This window comes from Brooklawnia propionicigenes, from assembly GCF_030297015.1.
Lineage (GTDB): Bacteria > Actinomycetota > Actinomycetes > Propionibacteriales > Propionibacteriaceae > Brooklawnia > Brooklawnia propionicigenes.
In genome coordinates, this window is sequence record NZ_AP028056.1 from 2,793,224 (window position 1) to 2,810,019 (window position 16,796).

A 16,796-nucleotide genomic window follows, 5' to 3' on the forward strand; every position below is an offset into this window, starting at 1 on the left:
GATTCCCAGTGTGGCGTATCGCGGTAACGCGGGGATGAATTATCGCCGAACCGCAGCCGGACGATTCAGCCCTTCACCGCGAGCATGGTCACGTTGTTGCCGGTACTCTCGCTGAGCACGATCTGAGTGTCGCCGCGTTCCTTGGTCACCTGGACCACGCCGGTCACCGACTCGCCCGCAGACAAGGTGCCCTCGGCCAGGCCGTCCGGGGCGGGACCGGCATGCATCACCTGAATATCGCCCGAGGCCATGTCCATCACCAAGAACCGGTACCTCAGCACGCCGGTGTCAACCTGGACGGTGACGTTGACCGACAGCGTCGAGTCGTCGTCCCACCAGGAATCGTTGATGGTGAAGGTGCCGGTCAGTCCGTTCGAGCTGAACGGGGTGGAGTTCGCGAACTCGCCGGCGGGCGGCACGCTGGGAGCCGACCGCACCACGGTCGGTGTCGGGGACGCCCCGGGCGTCACCTCGGGGCTGGGCCGGATAGCCAGCCACCAGATGCCGGCGAAGGCGACCACGGCGACCACCGCAAGCACCAGCGGAGCCAGCCGGTTGCGGCGCGGCTTGAACTGCTCGATCGAGATGGCCGGCTGCCGGACAGTGGTCTGAGCGGCCTGCTCGGCAGGCTGGGAATCATCGGAAGCCTGCGGGGGAGCGTCGACCGCCTGCCGGCGCGGGCCGGACTGTGCGGGGGCCTGGTTCCATGCACCGGAGGGCTGCCGCCAGGCCGAATTGCCCTGACCCCATGCGGAATTCTGCTGGCCCCACGCCGAATCGCCTTGTGAGGGCGTATGCGGGTCGGACGAGCGGGGTGGCTGCGATGGTGTGCTCATGGTGCCTCCCAGGGTAGCCGAGAAGGTCAACGGCGTGACTTGTCCACAGACGGCGACGTGTTTGACCGATTCGGCAGGCCGCTTACCAATCCTTTGGACATGAAACCAACAGAGCCCCCCGCCTCGTCCGCTCAATCGACCGACGCCTGGGATCGCGCCGCAGCATCGAGTGAACTGGACGCACCGCTGCGCCTCAAGAACGACGCGGATGTCGTCGCCGCGGTTCCCTACCTGCTCGGCTTCCAGCCGCGGGAGTCGATCGTTGCCCTGGTCTTCCGCGACAAGACGCTGACCACCACGGTCCGGTTCCCGATCGAGCTGGCCGACGTGCCCGCTCAACTGGCCCATCGCATCGGCGCCATCGTGAGGCAGTTCCCCGGATCGAGCTGGATACTCGCCGGCTACGCCGCCGACCGGGAGCGGGCGAGCCGCGTCGTCGAGCAGATGACCGCGGTGATCGGCGCCGACGATGTTCTGGAGTCGGTCTATGTGAACGCCGGGCGCTACTGGTCGCTGTCGTGCACTGTGCCGGGCTGCTGCCCGCCCGAGGGGCGCCCGATCGACGCCGAGGGTTCGCCGGTGGCTGCCCGAGCGGTGCTGGCCGGTATGCAGGTACTGGACTCCCGCTCACAGCTGGACGAGTCCATCCGGCCGCCGCGCGGTTGGCTCGGCAGAGCCGCCAGCCAGCGCATGGAGGACGCCCGGGCCGCCGTCCGCGAGCTCGAGATGACAGAGATCGAGGACTTGTTCGTCGAGATGGTGCAGCAGGGCCTGGCCGATCCACGGCTGGTTCGTCCGCAGGAGGCAGCCATGCTCGCCACGATCGCGTACTATCCGACAGCCCGCGACCAGGCGTTGCGGCTGCTCCGCCGGCCGGATGCGCACCGCCACGTCGAACTGTGGCGGACCGTGGCCCGGATGACCCCGCGGGGCTGCCAGCCGCCGGTGCTCGGGATGCTGGGCCTGGCAGCCTGGGTGAGCGGGGAGGGCGCCCTGCAGGTTGCCTGCATCGAACGCGCCGAAAAGATCGCCCCGCATCATCCGTTGATCGCCCTGCTCGGCCAGATCAATGCCGCGGCGGCACCCCCGGTATTGTGGGACCAACTGCGCGCCGACTTGTTCGATGATGACCGGGTGGACGATGCCGCGCCGTCCGACGACTGACGCTGACGCCGGCCGGTGGGGTTTGATCAGCCGGCGAAGACCGTGCCCAGCAGATAGGTTGTCGTCATCGCCAGACTTGCGACGAGCATGTTCCGGACGATCGCCCGGCCCGGATCGGCTCCGCCCAGCTTGGCGCTGACGTAGCCGGTCAGCAGCAGCGCGAGCTCGACGCCGATGATCGTGGCCACCACCCGCATCGACACCGGGGAGGCGACCATCAGCAGCAGGGGGATCAACGCGCCCAAGGCGAAGGCGACGAACGACGATACCGCGGCAGACCACGGGCTGGTGAGCTCGCCGGGACGGATTCCCAGCCGCGTCTCGGCGTGGGCAGCCAGCGCGTCGTGATGGGATAGTTCGTCGGCCACCTGTTCGGCGAGCACCGCCGACAGTCCCCGCTCCTGGTAGAGCCTGATGAGCGTGCCCCGCTCTTCGTTGGGCTGCGAGGTGAGCCGATTGCGCTGTGCGGCCAGCGCGGCCCGCTCCGTGTCGGTCTGGGTGCTCACCGAGACGTATTCGCCGCCGGCCATCGACAAGGCCCCGGCGACCAGACCGGCGAGACCGGCGATGAGCAGTGCCCGCGAGCCGGCCTGCGCACCGGCCACACCCATCAGCAGGCCCGAGACCGAGACGATTCCGTCGTTGGCGCCGAGCACGGCCGCACGCAACCAGTTCAACTTGCCGGCCAGGTACGTCGCCTCCGTGGCGCCGCGGATGATCGTCATATTTCCATGGTGGGGCTAGCCGAACGCTCGTCCAAGCGCTTCGGGGAGACTCTGAGGCAAGCCTTGGCTGACACATAATGCCTAGTAGATGCCCACTAAGCTGAGGCCATCCTGAACTGTCGCAATGGCCGGGTTCGGCGGGCAGTCGCAGGTGCCGGCCTCCGGCGCCGATCGGCTAAACTGTGCGGGTGCACCCGGCGCAGCTTCTTCCCATGCCGCGGCGCGATTGATGACAGTCGAGCCGCGGTGACCCTGATGCCCTTGGGCTTCGGGGTTTTTTCATGTCGGGAGAGACGATCACAGGCTGGGACCAGCGGACAAGGAGACGGGAACGGTGAGCCAGACTAGCGAGGCGTCCGATCAGATCGGCTATGACGCGCCCGCGGCGCAGGAGAAGTGGCAGCGATTCTGGGAAGAGAACCAGACATTCGTTGCCCACGACGACACTGACAAGTCGCGACGGTATGTGCTCGACATGTTCCCCTACCCCTCCGGTGATCTTCACATGGGACACGCCGAGGCGTACGCGATGGGCGATGTGCTGGCGCGGCTGTGGCGCATGCAGGGCTACGAGGTGCTGCATCCGATCGGCTGGGACTCGTTCGGCCTGCCCGCCGAGAACGCGGCGATCAAGAACAACACTCATCCGGCCGAGTGGACCTACAAGAACATCGAGACGCAGAAGACGTCGTTCAAGCGTTACGGGCTGAGCCTGGACTGGACGCGGGAGCTGCACACCAGCGACCCCGAGTACTACCACTGGACTCAGTGGCTCTTCCTGAAGTTCTTCGAGCGTGGCCTGGCCTACCGCAAGGACTCCTACGTCAACTGGTGCCCGCACGACCAGACCGTGCTGGCCAACGAGCAGGTCGTCAACGGTGAGTGCGAGCGCTGCCACACCCCGGTCACCAAGCGCAAGCTCAACCAGTGGTACTTCAAGATCACCGACTACGCCGACCGGCTGCTCGACGACATGAGCCAGCTGGAGGCCGGGTGGCCCGACCGGGTGCTGGCCATGCAGCGCAACTGGATCGGACGCTCCGAGGGCGCGCTGGTCGACTTCGTCGTGGAGGGCCGCGATGAGCCGATCACCGTGTTCACCACGCGTCCGGACACGCTCTACGGTGCCACGTTCATGGTTGTCGCGCCCGATTCCGAGCTGGCCTCCGAGCTGGTGTCCGACGAACAGCGCGCCGCCTTCGACGCCTACCACGACCAGGTGAAGAAGTCGACCGAGATCGAGCGGCAGTCCACCCAGCACGAGAAGACCGGTGTCTTCCTGGGCCGCTACGCGATCAATCCTGTCAATGGCGAACGCATCCCGATGTGGGCTGCCGACTACGTGCTCAGCGACTACGGCACCGGCGCGATCATGGCTGTCCCGGCGCACGATCAACGCGACCTCGAGTTCGCGCGCAAGTTCGGTCTGCCGGTGCGGGTCGTCATCGACACCGGTGAGGCCGATCCCGCCGAGTCGGGTGTGGCGACCGCCGGTGACGGACGCTACGTCAACTCCGGTCCGTTGAACGGGCTGGCGGACAAGCAGGCCGGTGTGGCTGCTGCGCTGGCGACACTCGAAGAACGCGGTACCGGCAAGGCCACGGTGACCTACCGGCTGCGCGACTGGCTGCTCAGCAGGCAGCGTTTCTGGGGCTGCCCGATTCCGATCGTCCACTGCCCGAAGTGCGGAGAGGTGCCGGTTCCCGAAGATCAGCTGCCGGTCGAGCTGCCCCATCTGCGTGGTGCGGATCTGGCACCGAAGGGCACCTCGCCGTTGGCCGGTGATGCTGCGGCGGCCTGGCGCAATGTGGCCTGCCCGAAGTGCGGCGCGGACGCCCAGCGCGATACCGACACCATGGACACCTTCGTCGACAGCTCCTGGTATTTCTACCGCTATTGCAGCCCGGGCTTCACCGGTGGACCGTTCCGGCCCGAGGATGTGGCGCGTTGGATGCCGGTTCAGCAGTATGTCGGCGGCGTCGAGCACGCCATCTTGCACCTGCTCTACATGCGTTTCTTCGCGAAGGTGCTGCACGACCTCGGCATGATCGATTTCGATGAGCCGATGCAGCGTCTGCTCAATCAGGGCCAGGTCATCAACCAGGGCAAGGCGATGAGCAAGTCGCTGGGCAACGGTGTGGATCTCGGCGAGCAGATCGATCTGTTCGGGGTGGACGCGGTGCGCCTGACCGTGGTCTTCGCCGGTCCGCCCGAAGACGACATCGACTGGGCGGATGTTTCGCCGGCCAGTTCGTTGCGCTTCCTGCAGCGTGCCTACCGGTTGGCCACCGAGGTCGCCAGCCCTACTGACGCCGACTATGCGGCAGGTGACAAGGCATTGCGTCAGGTCACTCACAAGACGATCCGTGACATCACCGAGCTCATCGCGATGGGCCGGTTCAATGTCGCGATCGCCCGCGTGATGGAACTCGTCAATGCCACCCGCAAGACGATCGACACCGGTGCCGGCGGCGCCGATCCCGCCGTGCGTGAAGCCGTCGGGTTCGTCGCGCAGGCGCTCAGCCTGTTCGCGCCCTACGTCGCGGAGGAGATGTGGCAGCTGCTGGGCGGCGAACCGTCGATCGCCAGCTCGACCTGGCCGACCGCCGATCCGGGGCTGCTGGTTACCGAATCGGTGACCATGGTCGTCCAGGTGCAGGGCAAGGTGCGCGCCAAGCTCGAGGTGAGCCCCGAGATCAGCGAGGCGGAGGCGACCGACCTGGCGCTCGCCGATGACAATGTGCAGCGGGCGCTGGCCGGCCGCGAGGTGCTGAAGATCATCACCAAGCTTCCGAAGATGGTGAGCATCGTCCCCGCCAAGGGGTGACTGAGGGGACTGCGCTTCCCACAGAGTTGCTGTCCGGATCGTCTCACCGATCTGTCTCAGCGTCTCCGGTTTGTCCACAGCTGCGGGCCTTCTTGACCGATTCCGCGGCCACTCACCAATCCTTGGTGTGTGCTACGGCGGGACGATTCCGAGAAGGTATCCGGGCGACTTCGCGTGGTCCTGGGGGACGCGCGGCCACCCGGCTCGCCCAGACGCGCCCAGCCGGGTGGCCGGTCATCGCTGGACGATGAACTGCGCGCGGCTGAACTCGATGATCTGAGGTCTCCGGCGAGCATCGAGGCTGGTGAGCCGCAGAGTCCGCGATCAGCCTGCGGGAAGTCGGATAGCGCTGCGGCTGAGCATCACGGCACCGCGTGGACCACGGTCGTCTTCCGGCTCGGACGCGCACATGCCGGCGCGCTCACCGTGCTGCTCGTGGTGGCGGTTGTGCTGACCGGAAGCCGGCTGACCGCTGCCCGCGGTCATGAACTCGACACCGTCAGTGCAACCCCGGTGCTCACTCCGGCGGCCAGCGTGTCGTCGCCCACCCCGAGCCCGGTCCCGCTGCGGGTGCACGTCATGGGCGCGGTAGTCGCTCCCGGGGTGGTCAGTGTGCCCGCTGGCTCCCGGGTGGCGGACGCGATCGCGGCGGCCGGCGGGCTCGCCCGGGATGCGGACTGTGCGGAATTGAACCTGGCTGCCGAACTACCCGACGGGGCGCAGATCGTCATCGGCACTACCGCCGACCCGCGCGGCGAGATGCGCACCGGCCAGGCTGATTCGACCGGCGGCTCAGGCAGCGGAACAGGTGGCAGCGGCGCGGGCGGTAGTGGCGGCGCAGCGACCGGCGGGGGCACATCGTCGTCCACGGTCAACCTCAACACCGCGACCGCCGCCCAGCTGGAGACCCTGCCCGGCGTGGGTCCGGTCATGGCGCAACGGATCATCGACTGGCGCACGGCCAATGGCGGCTTCACCCGGGTCGAGGAGTTGCAGGAGGTGGATGGCATTGGCGCGAAAACCTACGCGAAGCTCGCCCCGCTCGTCCACGTCTGAGGCCGGGCGTCCGGTCGATCTGCGGCTGCTGGCCCCGGCCGCGGCTGCCTGGGCCTGCGCGGCGATCGCTGTTCAGGGCGGACGCTGGATCGGCCTCGTCCTGGGGTTGGGCGTGGTGGCCGGGTCCTTGGGGCTGCTGCGGCGGTCCTGGACGGTGTGTGCCGTGGGCGTGGCGATGGCCGGGGCGGCGGGGGTTGCAGGGATGTGGGCAGCGGCGCTCAATCACTCCCTGCCGGCCGAGTGGGCGCGTGAGAAGGCGCTGATCGAGGTGACGGCCGAGGTCACCTCGGACGCCAGACAATGGCAGGCACGTGGTTATCAGCCCGCCGCCGCTGTGCTCGCGATCGAGCTTCGGCAGGTCACAGCGCACGGCGAGGTTTGGCAGGGCCGTCTGCCGGCGCAGCTGCGTGCCAGTGGGGAGATGGCCGCGCAGCTCGATCAGCCGGTGGGTGCGGCCATCACGTTCCTGGCGATCGGCCGGCCTCCCGATGCCGCGGATCGTTCGGTGGGCACCCTCGTCCTGCGTAGTGAGATCACCTCAGTAGAATCGCCGGGGCCGGTGGCTCGGCTGGCGAACAGCTTTCGTGCCGGCCTGAGGCAGGCGATGGCGCACTCGCCGCCGGAGCAGGCGGGGCTCGTGCCCTCGCTGGTCGTGGGCGACATCTCCCATCTTCCCGAACAGGTCAAAGCCGATTTCAAGACCACGGGTCTGACTCACCTGACCGCGGTCAGCGGCACCAATCTGACGCTGATGCTGGTGTTCACCCTCGGGCTAGCGCGCCAGGCCGGGGTTCGGGGCTGGTGGCTACGGGGGATGGCGGTGCTGGTGGCAGCGGCGTTCATCGTCGTCTGCCGTGCCGAGCCGAGCGTGTTGAGGGCCGCCGCCATGGGGCTCATCGCGATGGCTGCCACCGGACTCGCCCACGACCGGGCGCGCGGGCTGCGAGCGCTCAGTCTGGCGGTGCTGGTGCTGGTGCTGATCGACCCCTGGCTTTCGCGATCGTGGGGGTTCGCGTTGTCGGTCACCGCCACGGCGGGGATCTTGTGGTGGGCCGGACGCTGGCAGACCGCGATGCGCGGCTGGGCGCCCGGCTGGCTGGCCGAGTCGGTGGCGGTGCCGTTGGCGGCGCAGTTGGCCACCCAGCCCATTGTGACCGCGCTGTCGGGGCAGGTCAGTGTGGTGGGGCTGGCGGCGAATCTGTTCGCGGGGCCATTCGTGGGGCCGGTGACGATCCTGGGGCTGGCGGCAGGACTGATCTCACTCGTCTCGCCGGGGTTGGCGGGGCCGGTGGGTTGGGCCGCGGGGTGGTGCGTCCAGCCGATCGTGCTGGTGGCGCACCTCGCGGCGTCCGCGCCGGCCGCTGCCTGGAGCTGGCGTAGTACTCCGGCGACGCTGGTGCTGCTCGGCGTGGCCTGCGTGATCTGCGCCGCTTTGGTGATGCCGCGGGTCTTGCCGAGGCGATGGCTGGTGGCAGCATTTGCCGTGCTGCTGGTCATCGGGGCATTTCGTGCGCCGCCCCAGGCTGGTTGGCCGGGGGAGTGGGTGGTGATCGCCTGTGATGTGGGGCAGGGCGGCGCCCAACTCATCCGAGCCGCGCCCGGCCGGGCGATACTCGTGGACACCGGTCCCGATCCGGATGCGTTGCGCGCCTGCCTGGCCTCTGCTGGCGTGAGCCGGATCTCGGTGCTGGTGCTGACGCATTCGCATGCCGATCATGTAGGTGGGCTGCCGGCGATCGCCGGTGAGATCCCGGTCGAGATGGTGCTCGTCGGATCGGATGCCCCGGCTGCCTCCGATTTGGAGGGGCTGCCCGAGACGACCCGGACGAGTGCCGGCGACACTATTGAGCTGGGCCCACTGAGATGGACGACCATAGCCGCCGGTCCTTCGGCTCGGGCGTCGCCGCTTGCTGACGGGTCGTCGGCCGGTGAAGACGCGGGCCAGAACGACGCTTCGATTGTTGGGCTGATCGAGACCGGTGAGCTGCGGATCTTGGTGACCGGAGATCTCGAGGTGGCGGGTCAGCAGGCCGTGGTCAGTTCCGGGGCGGACATCCGGGCAGATGTCCTCGTTGTCCCTCACCACGGCTCGCCGCGGCAGGACCCGGAGTTCATCGACGCCGTGCACGCCCGGATCGCGCTCGTCCAGGTGGGGGAGAACAACGGCTATGGCCACCCCGCGTCGTCGGCACTGACGATGCTGCGCGGCAGCGGGGCAACCGTCTTCCGCACCGATCAGCAGGGAGCAATCGCCGTATCGGCCGATGGCGGCTCGGCGGTGACCCAGCGCTGATGAACGGAAACGGGGGCGCTTCCAGGAGTTCTGGAAGCGTCCCCGCTCAGTAGTCCGACGAAACCGATCAGGCCTCGAACAGCGGCTTCAGATGGCGCTCGTAGAGATTCTCGGTAACGTTGCGCTCCACGTGCTCACGGTGCTCGTCCAGAGCGTCCAGGTAGCGCTGGCCCATCTTGGCGGCGAGCTTGAACGAGACGTGCAGCAGCTGCCGCAGGTTCAGGTTGTAGGCCGGATTGGATTGGTCGTGGCGCAGCGCGTCCGCGAACTGCTTGCCGGTCCAGGCGTCCACCTCGTCCGGGCTCGGGAGCGCCGCGGGGTCGATGTCGATGACGTCGGCGTACGGCGCGGTCAACTCGTCCAGCATGCCGTAGGCGGTGCGATAGATCTCCTTGGCGATCGCCAGGCCCTCGCCGCCGCCCTCGGCCAGGCCGATGAGCTCTTCCAGCCAGGTGGTGCCGGCGGTCTTCAGGTGCAGGCCGGTGTTCAGCTCGCGGATGATCTGGCCCATGCCAGGGTAGATGGAGAACTTGTCCGAGCCGGTGTGCACCGACAGCTTGAGGTTCTCGTGCAGCCCGTACTTCTTGATCGCGTACTGAATCACCGCGACATCGGCGCGGAACTCGGCGAGGAACTCGTCCACATCGCCGACGTAGTCGACGCCCTTGTTGAAACGACCGACGAACTTCACCGCGACCGTGTCGATCGGCAGCTGCTCGTGGGCGACCTCCGACAAGACGACCAGCAGATCGGCCGGGCCCTGCCGCTCCGGGGATTCGTCCATGGCCAGCTCGACGTGGCGGATGTCGCCACCCTTCTCGACGATGCGATCGTAGAGCCGCTTCGCATCCTCCAGGCCGAACAGGTAACGCTGGGCGATCTTGTTCAGGACCCCTTCGGTGACGACGACCGGAGCGTCCAGCCCGGCAATGGTGTGCTCGCCGAGCAGCGGCTTCGCGCGCTCGAGGAAAGCCGCCGCATTCTCCGCAGTGGTCTGCTTGCCGATGAGATCAGTGATGTCGATGGTGAAGAAATCGCACGAGTCGATGAACCAATCGGCGTTCGTCATGTTGATGTGGTCGGCGTCGACGAAGTACTGGCCCTTCCAGCCGGTCTTGGCCACAGCAGCATCGGCAGCTTTGCGCTGGTCGACCGGCGAAGTGCCAATAATGGTGTGCTCGCGGTTGGACTTGTTCCAGACGATGTCGACATCGACGCCGTCTGCCTTGATCTTTTCGAATGCCGCGACCTGTGCAGCGCCTTCTTTGCCGAAACGGTCGCCAGCGCCGAGGGAATACTTCCCAATCGTCATGCTGTCTCCTCAGAGGTAATCCTTGCCTCATCGACTCTAGCGGGCACCTCCGACAGCAGCGACCCCGCGGCCGTTCTTGCCACCGGTTGCCGTCAGGGTCGGGGTTCTGATCGGGCCGCCTTGAGCTGAGTCTCCTGGGTTCGGGTCAGGTGCGGATGGCAGTCGACAGCACCAGATGGCACGATGGAGCGGTGGCACAATCGTCGGTTTTCGGCAGCACCCTGCTCGTCCAGGGCGCTGAGCCCCTGCTCGCGGAACGGGCCGTCGCCGCACGCGTCGCCCAAGCTCGCCGCGAGCATCCCGATGCCGAACTGACCGAGGTCAACGCTGCCGAACTGGCCGATGGACGTTTCGCCGATCTGATCGGCGGCAGCTTGTTCGCGTCCTGGGTCATCGTGGTGGTCAACGATCTGGCGAGCTTGCCCGAACAGGCGTTGCCGCTGGTCCGGCAGAGCGCGCTGGAGCCCTATCCCGAGCTCTGCCTGGTGCTCGTCCATGGCGGTGGCCTCAAGGGCAAAGCCCTGATCGATGCGCTCAAGAAGGCGAAGGTCACCCGGATCGCGGCGGACCCCGTCAAGGCCTGGGAGCTGCCCAAGTTCGTCGCCGCCGAGGCCAAATCGCTGCGCATGGGCATGGACGTCCAGGCCGCCCAGGACCTCATCGATGCAGTGGGAACCGATCTGCGTTCGCTCGCCGGTGCGCTGCGCCAGCTGGCGTCCGACTATCAGGGGGAGCAGCTGAGCGCGACGATGGTGCGTCGCTATTTCGATGGACGCGCGGAGGTCACCAGTTTCGCGGTTGCCGACGATGCCCTGGCCGGGCGTCCGGGGCCGGCACTGGAGAAGCTGCGCTGGGCGTTGTCGACGGGAGTGGCCCCGGTGTTGGTCACCAGCGCGCTCGCCGGTTCGTTGCGAGGTCTCGGCAAGTATCTCGAACTGCGTTCGGCGCGGATGCCGGACAACGACCTGGCCCGGCAGGTGGGCGTGCCCCCGTGGAAGTTGAAGGACCTGTCGCGGCTGTCGCGTGACTGGTCGAGCCAGGCGGTCTCGATCGCCATCCGGGCGGTCGCGCGGGCCGACGAGCAGGTGAAGGGTGCAGCTGCCGATCCCGGATTTGCCCTGGAGCAACTCCTGCGCACCGTCGACCAGGCTCGCCAGGCCGGACGCGCGCGCTGAGCCGGCCCCGTGGGACAACACAACAAGCGCCCTGACCACCCAGCTGGGTCAGGGCGCTTGCCGAAAGGTTCTGAAAGTCCGAGAACTCAGAGAGCCGCGGCGCGCGACGAGATCGCGGACTTGCGGTTCGCAGCCTGGTTCTTGTGGATGACGCCCTTCGAAACAGCCTTGTCGAGGGCGCGATTCGCAACCTTGGCGTACTCCTGCGCCTTCTCTGCGTCGCCGGCGGCGGCAGCCTCGCGGAACTTGCGGATGTGGGTACGCAGGGCCGACTTGACGGCCTTGTTACGTGCGGTTGCCTTGGCGTTGGTGCCGATGCGCTTCTTCTGCGACTTGATGTTCGCCACTTGGTGAGCCTCTTTGAGTCGTTGGTCTGGACTGGGTAGCGCACAATCAGGCTGACGTCTGGTTGAACGCGCGACTGATCACGCTACCACATGGCCTCCGGGCAGCCCAAACCACTGTCGTCCAGGAATGCGCATCGAGTCGCACGCGTTGAACTGACATCACCCACGTTGCCTGGCAGCGGATTTGCAAGGTTCAACCATTTACAATAGAACTGTTGATTATTGAATAACTTGTTCCCCTGGAGGTCCGAGCCCGCAGTGGTTGCTCGTTCGAACATCCGATTCTCGGGAAACGGCGTCGTTAGTTGAGACAAAGGAACATTGATGGCAACTCAGGTTTACAAAACCCTATCGAAGATCGTTGGGGTTGTTCTCCTACTCGTCGGCGTGGTTGCGCTTATCGGCGGCAACTTCGCGCACGGATATGTCAGCGACCAACTCGCCGATCAGTCGATCACGATGGCGACCAACGAGAGCATCGACTCCCAGTTGGCTGCGGGCAGGATCAGTGAGGACGACGCCGCAGCCCTTCGCAAGTACGCAGGTCAGGAGATGACCACCGGTCCGCAGGCGGAGGTCTTCGCCAACCACTACATCCACGCTCACATGGCCGCAGCGGCCAAGGCTGCCGGTGTGCCTGAAGATCAGGCGAACTACAGCGCGATCGGTGGGCTGGTCACCAAGTACACGAATGCCTTGAAGGAAGAGCTGAAGGCTCTGCCGGAGAACGCCAATGCGACGGATGCCCAGATCGCAGCGCAGGCCGCCGCCGAGATCGCCAATCCCGACACCACCTACGAGAACGCGCAGCAGGCCGCCAAGCTGCAGACCCTGCGGATGGACACCTTCCTGGACGGCAACACGCTGCGCGGCATGTTGCTGAACGCCTACGGCTGGTGGCTGGTCGGCACCATCGCTCAGGCCGCGGGCTGGGCGCTGATCGTCGTCGGTGTCGCGCTGACTGCGTTCGGGTTCATCTTCAAGGGCAAGAGCACCACTGCCGGCGCCGAGTCGTCCGCTACGGGCGTGTAGCAGCAACCGGGCAGGTAGCAGCAGTTTCGAGCAATCACGAGGGACGAGTCAGGCCGCTGGCTCGTCCCTCTGCTCATGCCCCTAGAATGCGGACAGGTCATCATCGCGGATGTGGAGGAACGATGGCAGATTCGGTCTATCGGGCGCTCTCTCGAGTCTTCAGCGTTGTGCTGCCCGTGGTTGGTGCCGGCGCGATGATCGGCGGTTCGTTTGCCCATCGTTTCGTCTCCGATCAGCTGGGTTCCGAAGACATCACCATGCCTGCCCCCGAGCTCATCACCCAAGAACTCAAGACCGGCCTGATCAGCCCCGACGACGCCGAACTGTTGAGTCTGCACGCCGGGGAAACCCTCAGCAACGGTCCGCAGGCCCGCATCTACGCCGACAACTATGTGCTCGCGCATATGAAGGTCGCCGCCGAGCGCGCCGGCGTCCCCGAGGACCAGGCGACCTACGCGGGCGTCGGCGATCTGGCTGCCGAACTCAACAAGCAACTGAAGGCCGAGCTCAAAGAGCAGTATCCGGAGATGGGTCCCGGCGAGATCGCCGGCCTGGCCCGCATGGAGATCAAGGATCCCGAAACCGAGTACGACCTGGCTCGCAAGATCAACCAGTTCTACGAGCTGCGTTCCGAGAACTTCTTCATGGGCAACGCGATCCGCGGGATGCTGCTGAACGCCTACGGCTGGTGGCTGGTGGGTCTGGTCGCCCGCATCGCGGGGGCGCTGCTGATCGGTTTCGGCGGCTTCTTGGGCCTGCTCGGTTTCGGACGCCGCCGCGCGCGCTGAGCCGCCGGTCGGCTGCCGGGAAGTTGGGGGACCGCCCCGGTCGTGGGAGGATGGGCGGCGGCGCGGAGTGCGTCCATGACTGCCAACAACCACGACTGGAAAGTGAATGCCTGTTCCTGCACCTGGTCGCACTGACCCGGCCATCATCCGCAACTTCAGCATCATCGCCCACATCGACCATGGCAAGTCGACACTGGCCGATCGCATGCTGCAGCTCACCGGCGTGGTGGACGAGCGGGCGATGCGCGCCCAGTATCTCGACCGGATGGACATCGAGCGCGAGCGCGGCATCACGATCAAGTCCCAGGCCGTGCGGATGCCGTGGAGCAGCGCTGGCGACGACTATGTGCTGAACATGATCGACACGCCCGGGCACGTTGACTTCACCTATGAGGTTTCCCGGTCGCTGGCCGCCTGCGAGGGTGCAGTGCTGCTGGTGGACGCGGCCCAGGGCATCGAGGCCCAGACACTGGCCAACCTCTACCTGGCGCTGGAAGCCGACCTGGTGATCATTCCGGTGCTCAACAAGATTGATCTGCCCGGCGCGCAGCCCGAGAAGTTCGCCCGCGAGCTCGCCTCGATCATCGGCTGCGAGCAGGACGAGATCCTCAGGGTCAGCGCCAAGACGGGGGAGGGTGTCGCCGAGCTGCTCGATCAGATCGTCGCCCACGTGCCTGCGCCGACCGGGGACCCCGATGCTGCCACCCGCGCACTGATCTTCGATTCGGTTTACGACTCCTATCGCGGTGTGGTCACCTACATCCGGGTCGTCGACGGCGAGATTGCGCATCGCGATCGCATCCTCATGATGTCGACCGGAACGACCCACGAGGTGCTGGAGGTGGGCGTCATCTCGCCCGAGCCGGTGAAATCGTCCGCTCTGGGCGTCGGAGAGGTCGGATACCTGATAACCGGCGTTAAGGACGTGCGCCAATCGCGGGTCGGCGATACGGTGACCCTGTCGTCCAGGCCCGCCTCGCAGATGCTCGCGGGCTATCGCAACCCCAATCCGATGGTTTTTGCGGGCATTTATCCGATCGATGGTGACGATTTCCCCGAATTGCGCGAGGCGCTGGACAAACTCCAGCTCAACGATGCCGCGCTGACCTATGAGCCGGAGACCTCGGCTGCCCTCGGATTCGGTTTCCGTGTCGGTTTTCTCGGTCTGCTGCACATGGAGATCGTGCGCGAACGCCTGGAGCGCGAGTTCAACCTCGATCTCATCAGCACGGCGCCGAACGTGAACTATCGCGTGGTGATGGAAGACGGCACCAAGCACGAGGTGACCAATCCGTCCGAGTTCCCCGAGGGCAAGATCGCCGAAGTCTACGAGCCGATGATTAAGGCGACGATTCTGAGCCCGGCCGAGTTCATCGGCACCATCATCGAGCTGTGCCAGGGCCGCCGCGGGGTCCAACTCGGGCTCGACTACCTGTCCGAAGACCGGGTCGAGCTGCGCTACGAGTTGCCGCTGGCCGAGATCGTCTTCGACTTCTTCGACTCATTGAAGTCCCGGACGAGGGGATACGCGTCGCTGGACTACGACGAGGCGGGCACCCAGGTTGCAGACCTGGTGAAGGTCGACATTTTGCTCAACGGCGAACCGGTGGACGCGTTCAGCTCGATCGTCCACAAGGATAAGGCCTACTCCTACGGAGTGGCGATGGCCGCGAAGCTCAAGGAATTGATCCCGCGCCAGCAGTTCGAGGTGCCGGTGCAGGCCGCGATCGGGGCACGGGTGATCGCCCGTGAGACCATCCGCGCGATGCGCAAGGACGTGCTGGCCAAGTGTTACGGCGGTGACATCACCCGCAAGCGCAAGCTGCTGGAAAAGCAGAAGGAAGGCAAGAAGCGCATGAAGGTGGTGGGACGCGTCGAAGTCCCGCAGGAGGCCTTCGTCGCCGCGCTGTCGACCGGCGAAACCAGCAAGGACAAGCGCTAGCGCTCAGGCTTGCGGGCGATCAGGGCCACCGCCTCCAGGTGATCCTGATTGGCGCGGAAGACCTTGCGCATCGCCATGATGCGCTGCCGGGCCTGCGGGTTGCGCCGCACATTGTTGAAGAAGCGCAGCGCGCCGCGCAGGCCCTCGTCGGCGATGATCCGGGTCGGGCTGAGCAGCTTCATCGGATGGTGATCGGTCCATTCGATCTCGAAGCCCGCCTCGGTGACCAGTTCGGTCCAGGCCCTGGTGGTCAGGGGACGGGCACCTACCTTGATGGTGCGCGACAGCGCCTTGGAGATCTGGTCGACCACGGACTGGTCGACGTCGTCCGGTTTCAGGGAAAGCTCATGCAGCCCCCAGCGTCCACCCGGCGCCAGCGTGCGGAAGACCTCACGGGCGATCGTGGACTTGTCGGCCGCCGACTGCATGGTGAGCATGGCTTCGGAGATCACCACATCCGCGCTGCCATCGGGTAGGCCGTTGGCGCGGGCATCGCCTTCACGGACTGCCGCATCGTGGTGCCCGGCGAGCACCGCGGCGATCTGGCGGCGGGCGTCCTCGTTCGGGTCGACTCCGGTATAGGTGGCGTAGCCACCGTCCAGGACGAGCTGGGCGGTCCGGCCGATGCCCGGGCCGAGCTCGACGACCCGGTCGGCGGAGGAGATCTGCAGGCTGCCGAGCAGCCGGCGGGTCAGGTCGATGCCGCCGGGACGCAGCACCCGCTTGCCCATCTTGGCCAGCAACCAGTGGCCGGCCGCGCGGTGTTCTTCGGAGGTCGTGGGGCCGCCGGTCTTTTCCGAGTACGTGGTTTCGGTCATGGGATCCACTCTTTTCTGGGAGGTTGTCTTCTGCGCGGGTGCCCGGATCAGTGCTGTGCGGAGGAGTCGTGTGCGGTGGTGTCCACCATCACCAACTGCATCCGGCAGTCGGTGAGCGCGGTCAGCGCATGACGGGCATCGGGCGCCAGATAGATGACGTCACCGGCGTGCAGGATGTTCGACCGGCCTTCGACTTCGAAGTCCATTTCGCCGTCCAGCAGGGTGACCACGACCGCTCGCGGGGAGGAGTGCTCGGTGAGCAGTTGGCCGGCGGCGAAGGTGAAATCGACCACCCGCAGCAGGGGATTGTTGACGATGACCCGCGATGTGGTCGATTCGGTGACGACGGGAAGCTGCTCGTTGATATCGAGAACGACGGTGGATTCGCTGACTGCGGTTGTGCTCATAAGAAGAAGGCTAGCCTAAGCAGTATTTATTGTGAAGTGTCGTTCAGCTGGAACCGCTCGTCGCGGTGACATAA

Annotated in this window: 14 protein-coding genes; 8 read left to right on the plus strand and 6 right to left on the minus strand. The window is 66.3% G+C overall.

Annotated elements, in window-relative coordinates; all coding sequences use genetic code 11:
- Window positions 1-65: 65 nt before the first annotated feature.
- The gene (locus tag QUE25_RS12930; RefSeq protein WP_286265658.1) at window positions 66-836 is read right to left on the minus strand and encodes a hypothetical protein; all 771 of its coding nucleotides are present in this window, start codon (window positions 834-836) and stop codon (window positions 66-68) included.
- A gap of 99 nt (window positions 837-935) precedes the next feature.
- Between QUE25_RS12930 and QUE25_RS12935 the strand changes: the two genes are divergently transcribed.
- Window positions 936-2,000, plus strand: a complete 1,065-nt coding sequence (locus QUE25_RS12935) for a DUF4192 domain-containing protein (RefSeq protein ID WP_286265660.1) — start codon at window positions 936-938, stop codon at window positions 1,998-2,000.
- A gap of 26 nt (window positions 2,001-2,026) precedes the next feature.
- Here the strand turns inward: QUE25_RS12935 and QUE25_RS12940 are convergent, their stop codons facing one another.
- Window positions 2,027-2,725: a VIT1/CCC1 transporter family protein gene (locus QUE25_RS12940; RefSeq protein WP_286265662.1), complete on the minus strand. Its 699-nt coding sequence runs from the start codon at window positions 2,723-2,725 to the stop codon at window positions 2,027-2,029.
- 334 nt (window positions 2,726-3,059) lie between these two features.
- Between QUE25_RS12940 and leuS the strand changes: the two genes are divergently transcribed.
- From leuS to QUE25_RS12955, 3 genes are all read left to right on the plus strand, one after another.
- On the plus strand, window positions 3,060-5,552 hold the full coding sequence (leuS, locus tag QUE25_RS12945) for a leucine--tRNA ligase (protein ID WP_286265664.1): 2,493 nt from the start codon (window positions 3,060-3,062) through the stop codon (window positions 5,550-5,552).
- 129 nt (window positions 5,553-5,681) lie between these two features.
- On the plus strand, window positions 5,682-6,608 hold the full coding sequence (locus QUE25_RS12950; protein ID WP_286265666.1) for a ComEA family DNA-binding protein: 927 nt from the start codon (window positions 5,682-5,684) through the stop codon (window positions 6,606-6,608).
- Complete coding sequence (locus QUE25_RS12955; protein WP_286265668.1) at window positions 6,562-8,901, plus strand: DNA internalization-related competence protein ComEC/Rec2; 2,340 nt, start codon at window positions 6,562-6,564, stop codon at window positions 8,899-8,901. Before QUE25_RS12950 ends, QUE25_RS12955 begins: the two co-directional genes overlap by 47 nt.
- A 67-nt stretch (window positions 8,902-8,968) precedes the next feature.
- Here the strand turns inward: QUE25_RS12955 and QUE25_RS12960 are convergent, their stop codons facing one another.
- A complete protein-coding gene (locus QUE25_RS12960; protein ID WP_286265670.1) occupies window positions 8,969-10,213 on the minus strand; it encodes a tagaturonate epimerase family protein in 1,245 nt (414 codons plus the stop codon).
- A 155-nt stretch (window positions 10,214-10,368) separates the two neighbouring features.
- Between QUE25_RS12960 and holA the strand changes: the two genes are divergently transcribed.
- Entirely contained in the window at window positions 10,369-11,388 is a 1,020-nt protein-coding gene (gene holA / locus QUE25_RS12965) for a DNA polymerase III subunit delta (RefSeq protein ID WP_286265672.1), read from the plus strand.
- Between the two features lie 86 nt (window positions 11,389-11,474).
- Here the strand turns inward: holA and rpsT are convergent, their stop codons facing one another.
- The gene (gene rpsT, locus QUE25_RS12970) at window positions 11,475-11,735 is read right to left on the minus strand and encodes a 30S ribosomal protein S20 (RefSeq protein WP_286265675.1); all 261 of its coding nucleotides are present in this window, start codon (window positions 11,733-11,735) and stop codon (window positions 11,475-11,477) included.
- Window positions 11,736-12,059: 324 nt separating this feature from the next.
- Here rpsT and QUE25_RS12975 point away from each other — a divergent pair, with 324 nt between their 5' ends.
- From QUE25_RS12975 to lepA, 3 genes are all read left to right on the plus strand, one after another.
- A complete protein-coding gene (locus tag QUE25_RS12975; RefSeq protein WP_286265678.1) occupies window positions 12,060-12,767 on the plus strand; it encodes a hypothetical protein in 708 nt (235 codons plus the stop codon).
- A 122-nt stretch (window positions 12,768-12,889) separates the two neighbouring features.
- Entirely contained in the window at window positions 12,890-13,555 is a 666-nt protein-coding gene (locus tag QUE25_RS12980; RefSeq protein WP_286265679.1) for a hypothetical protein, read from the plus strand.
- Window positions 13,556-13,661: 106 nt separating this feature from the next.
- Window positions 13,662-15,497 carry a translation elongation factor 4 gene (gene lepA, locus QUE25_RS12985; protein ID WP_286265681.1) on the plus strand — a complete coding sequence of 612 codons (1,836 nt, stop codon included), beginning with the start codon at window positions 13,662-13,664 and terminating at the stop codon, window positions 15,495-15,497.
- Here lepA and QUE25_RS12990 read toward each other — a convergent pair.
- Complete coding sequence (locus tag QUE25_RS12990; protein ID WP_286265684.1) at window positions 15,494-16,315, minus strand: class I SAM-dependent methyltransferase; 822 nt, start codon at window positions 16,313-16,315, stop codon at window positions 15,494-15,496. The genes lepA and QUE25_RS12990 overlap by 4 nt on opposite strands.
- A 47-nt stretch (window positions 16,316-16,362) precedes the next feature.
- Window positions 16,363-16,722: a cupin domain-containing protein gene (locus QUE25_RS12995; protein ID WP_286265686.1), complete on the minus strand. Its 360-nt coding sequence runs from the start codon at window positions 16,720-16,722 to the stop codon at window positions 16,363-16,365.
- Window positions 16,723-16,796: the final 74 nt, after the last annotated feature.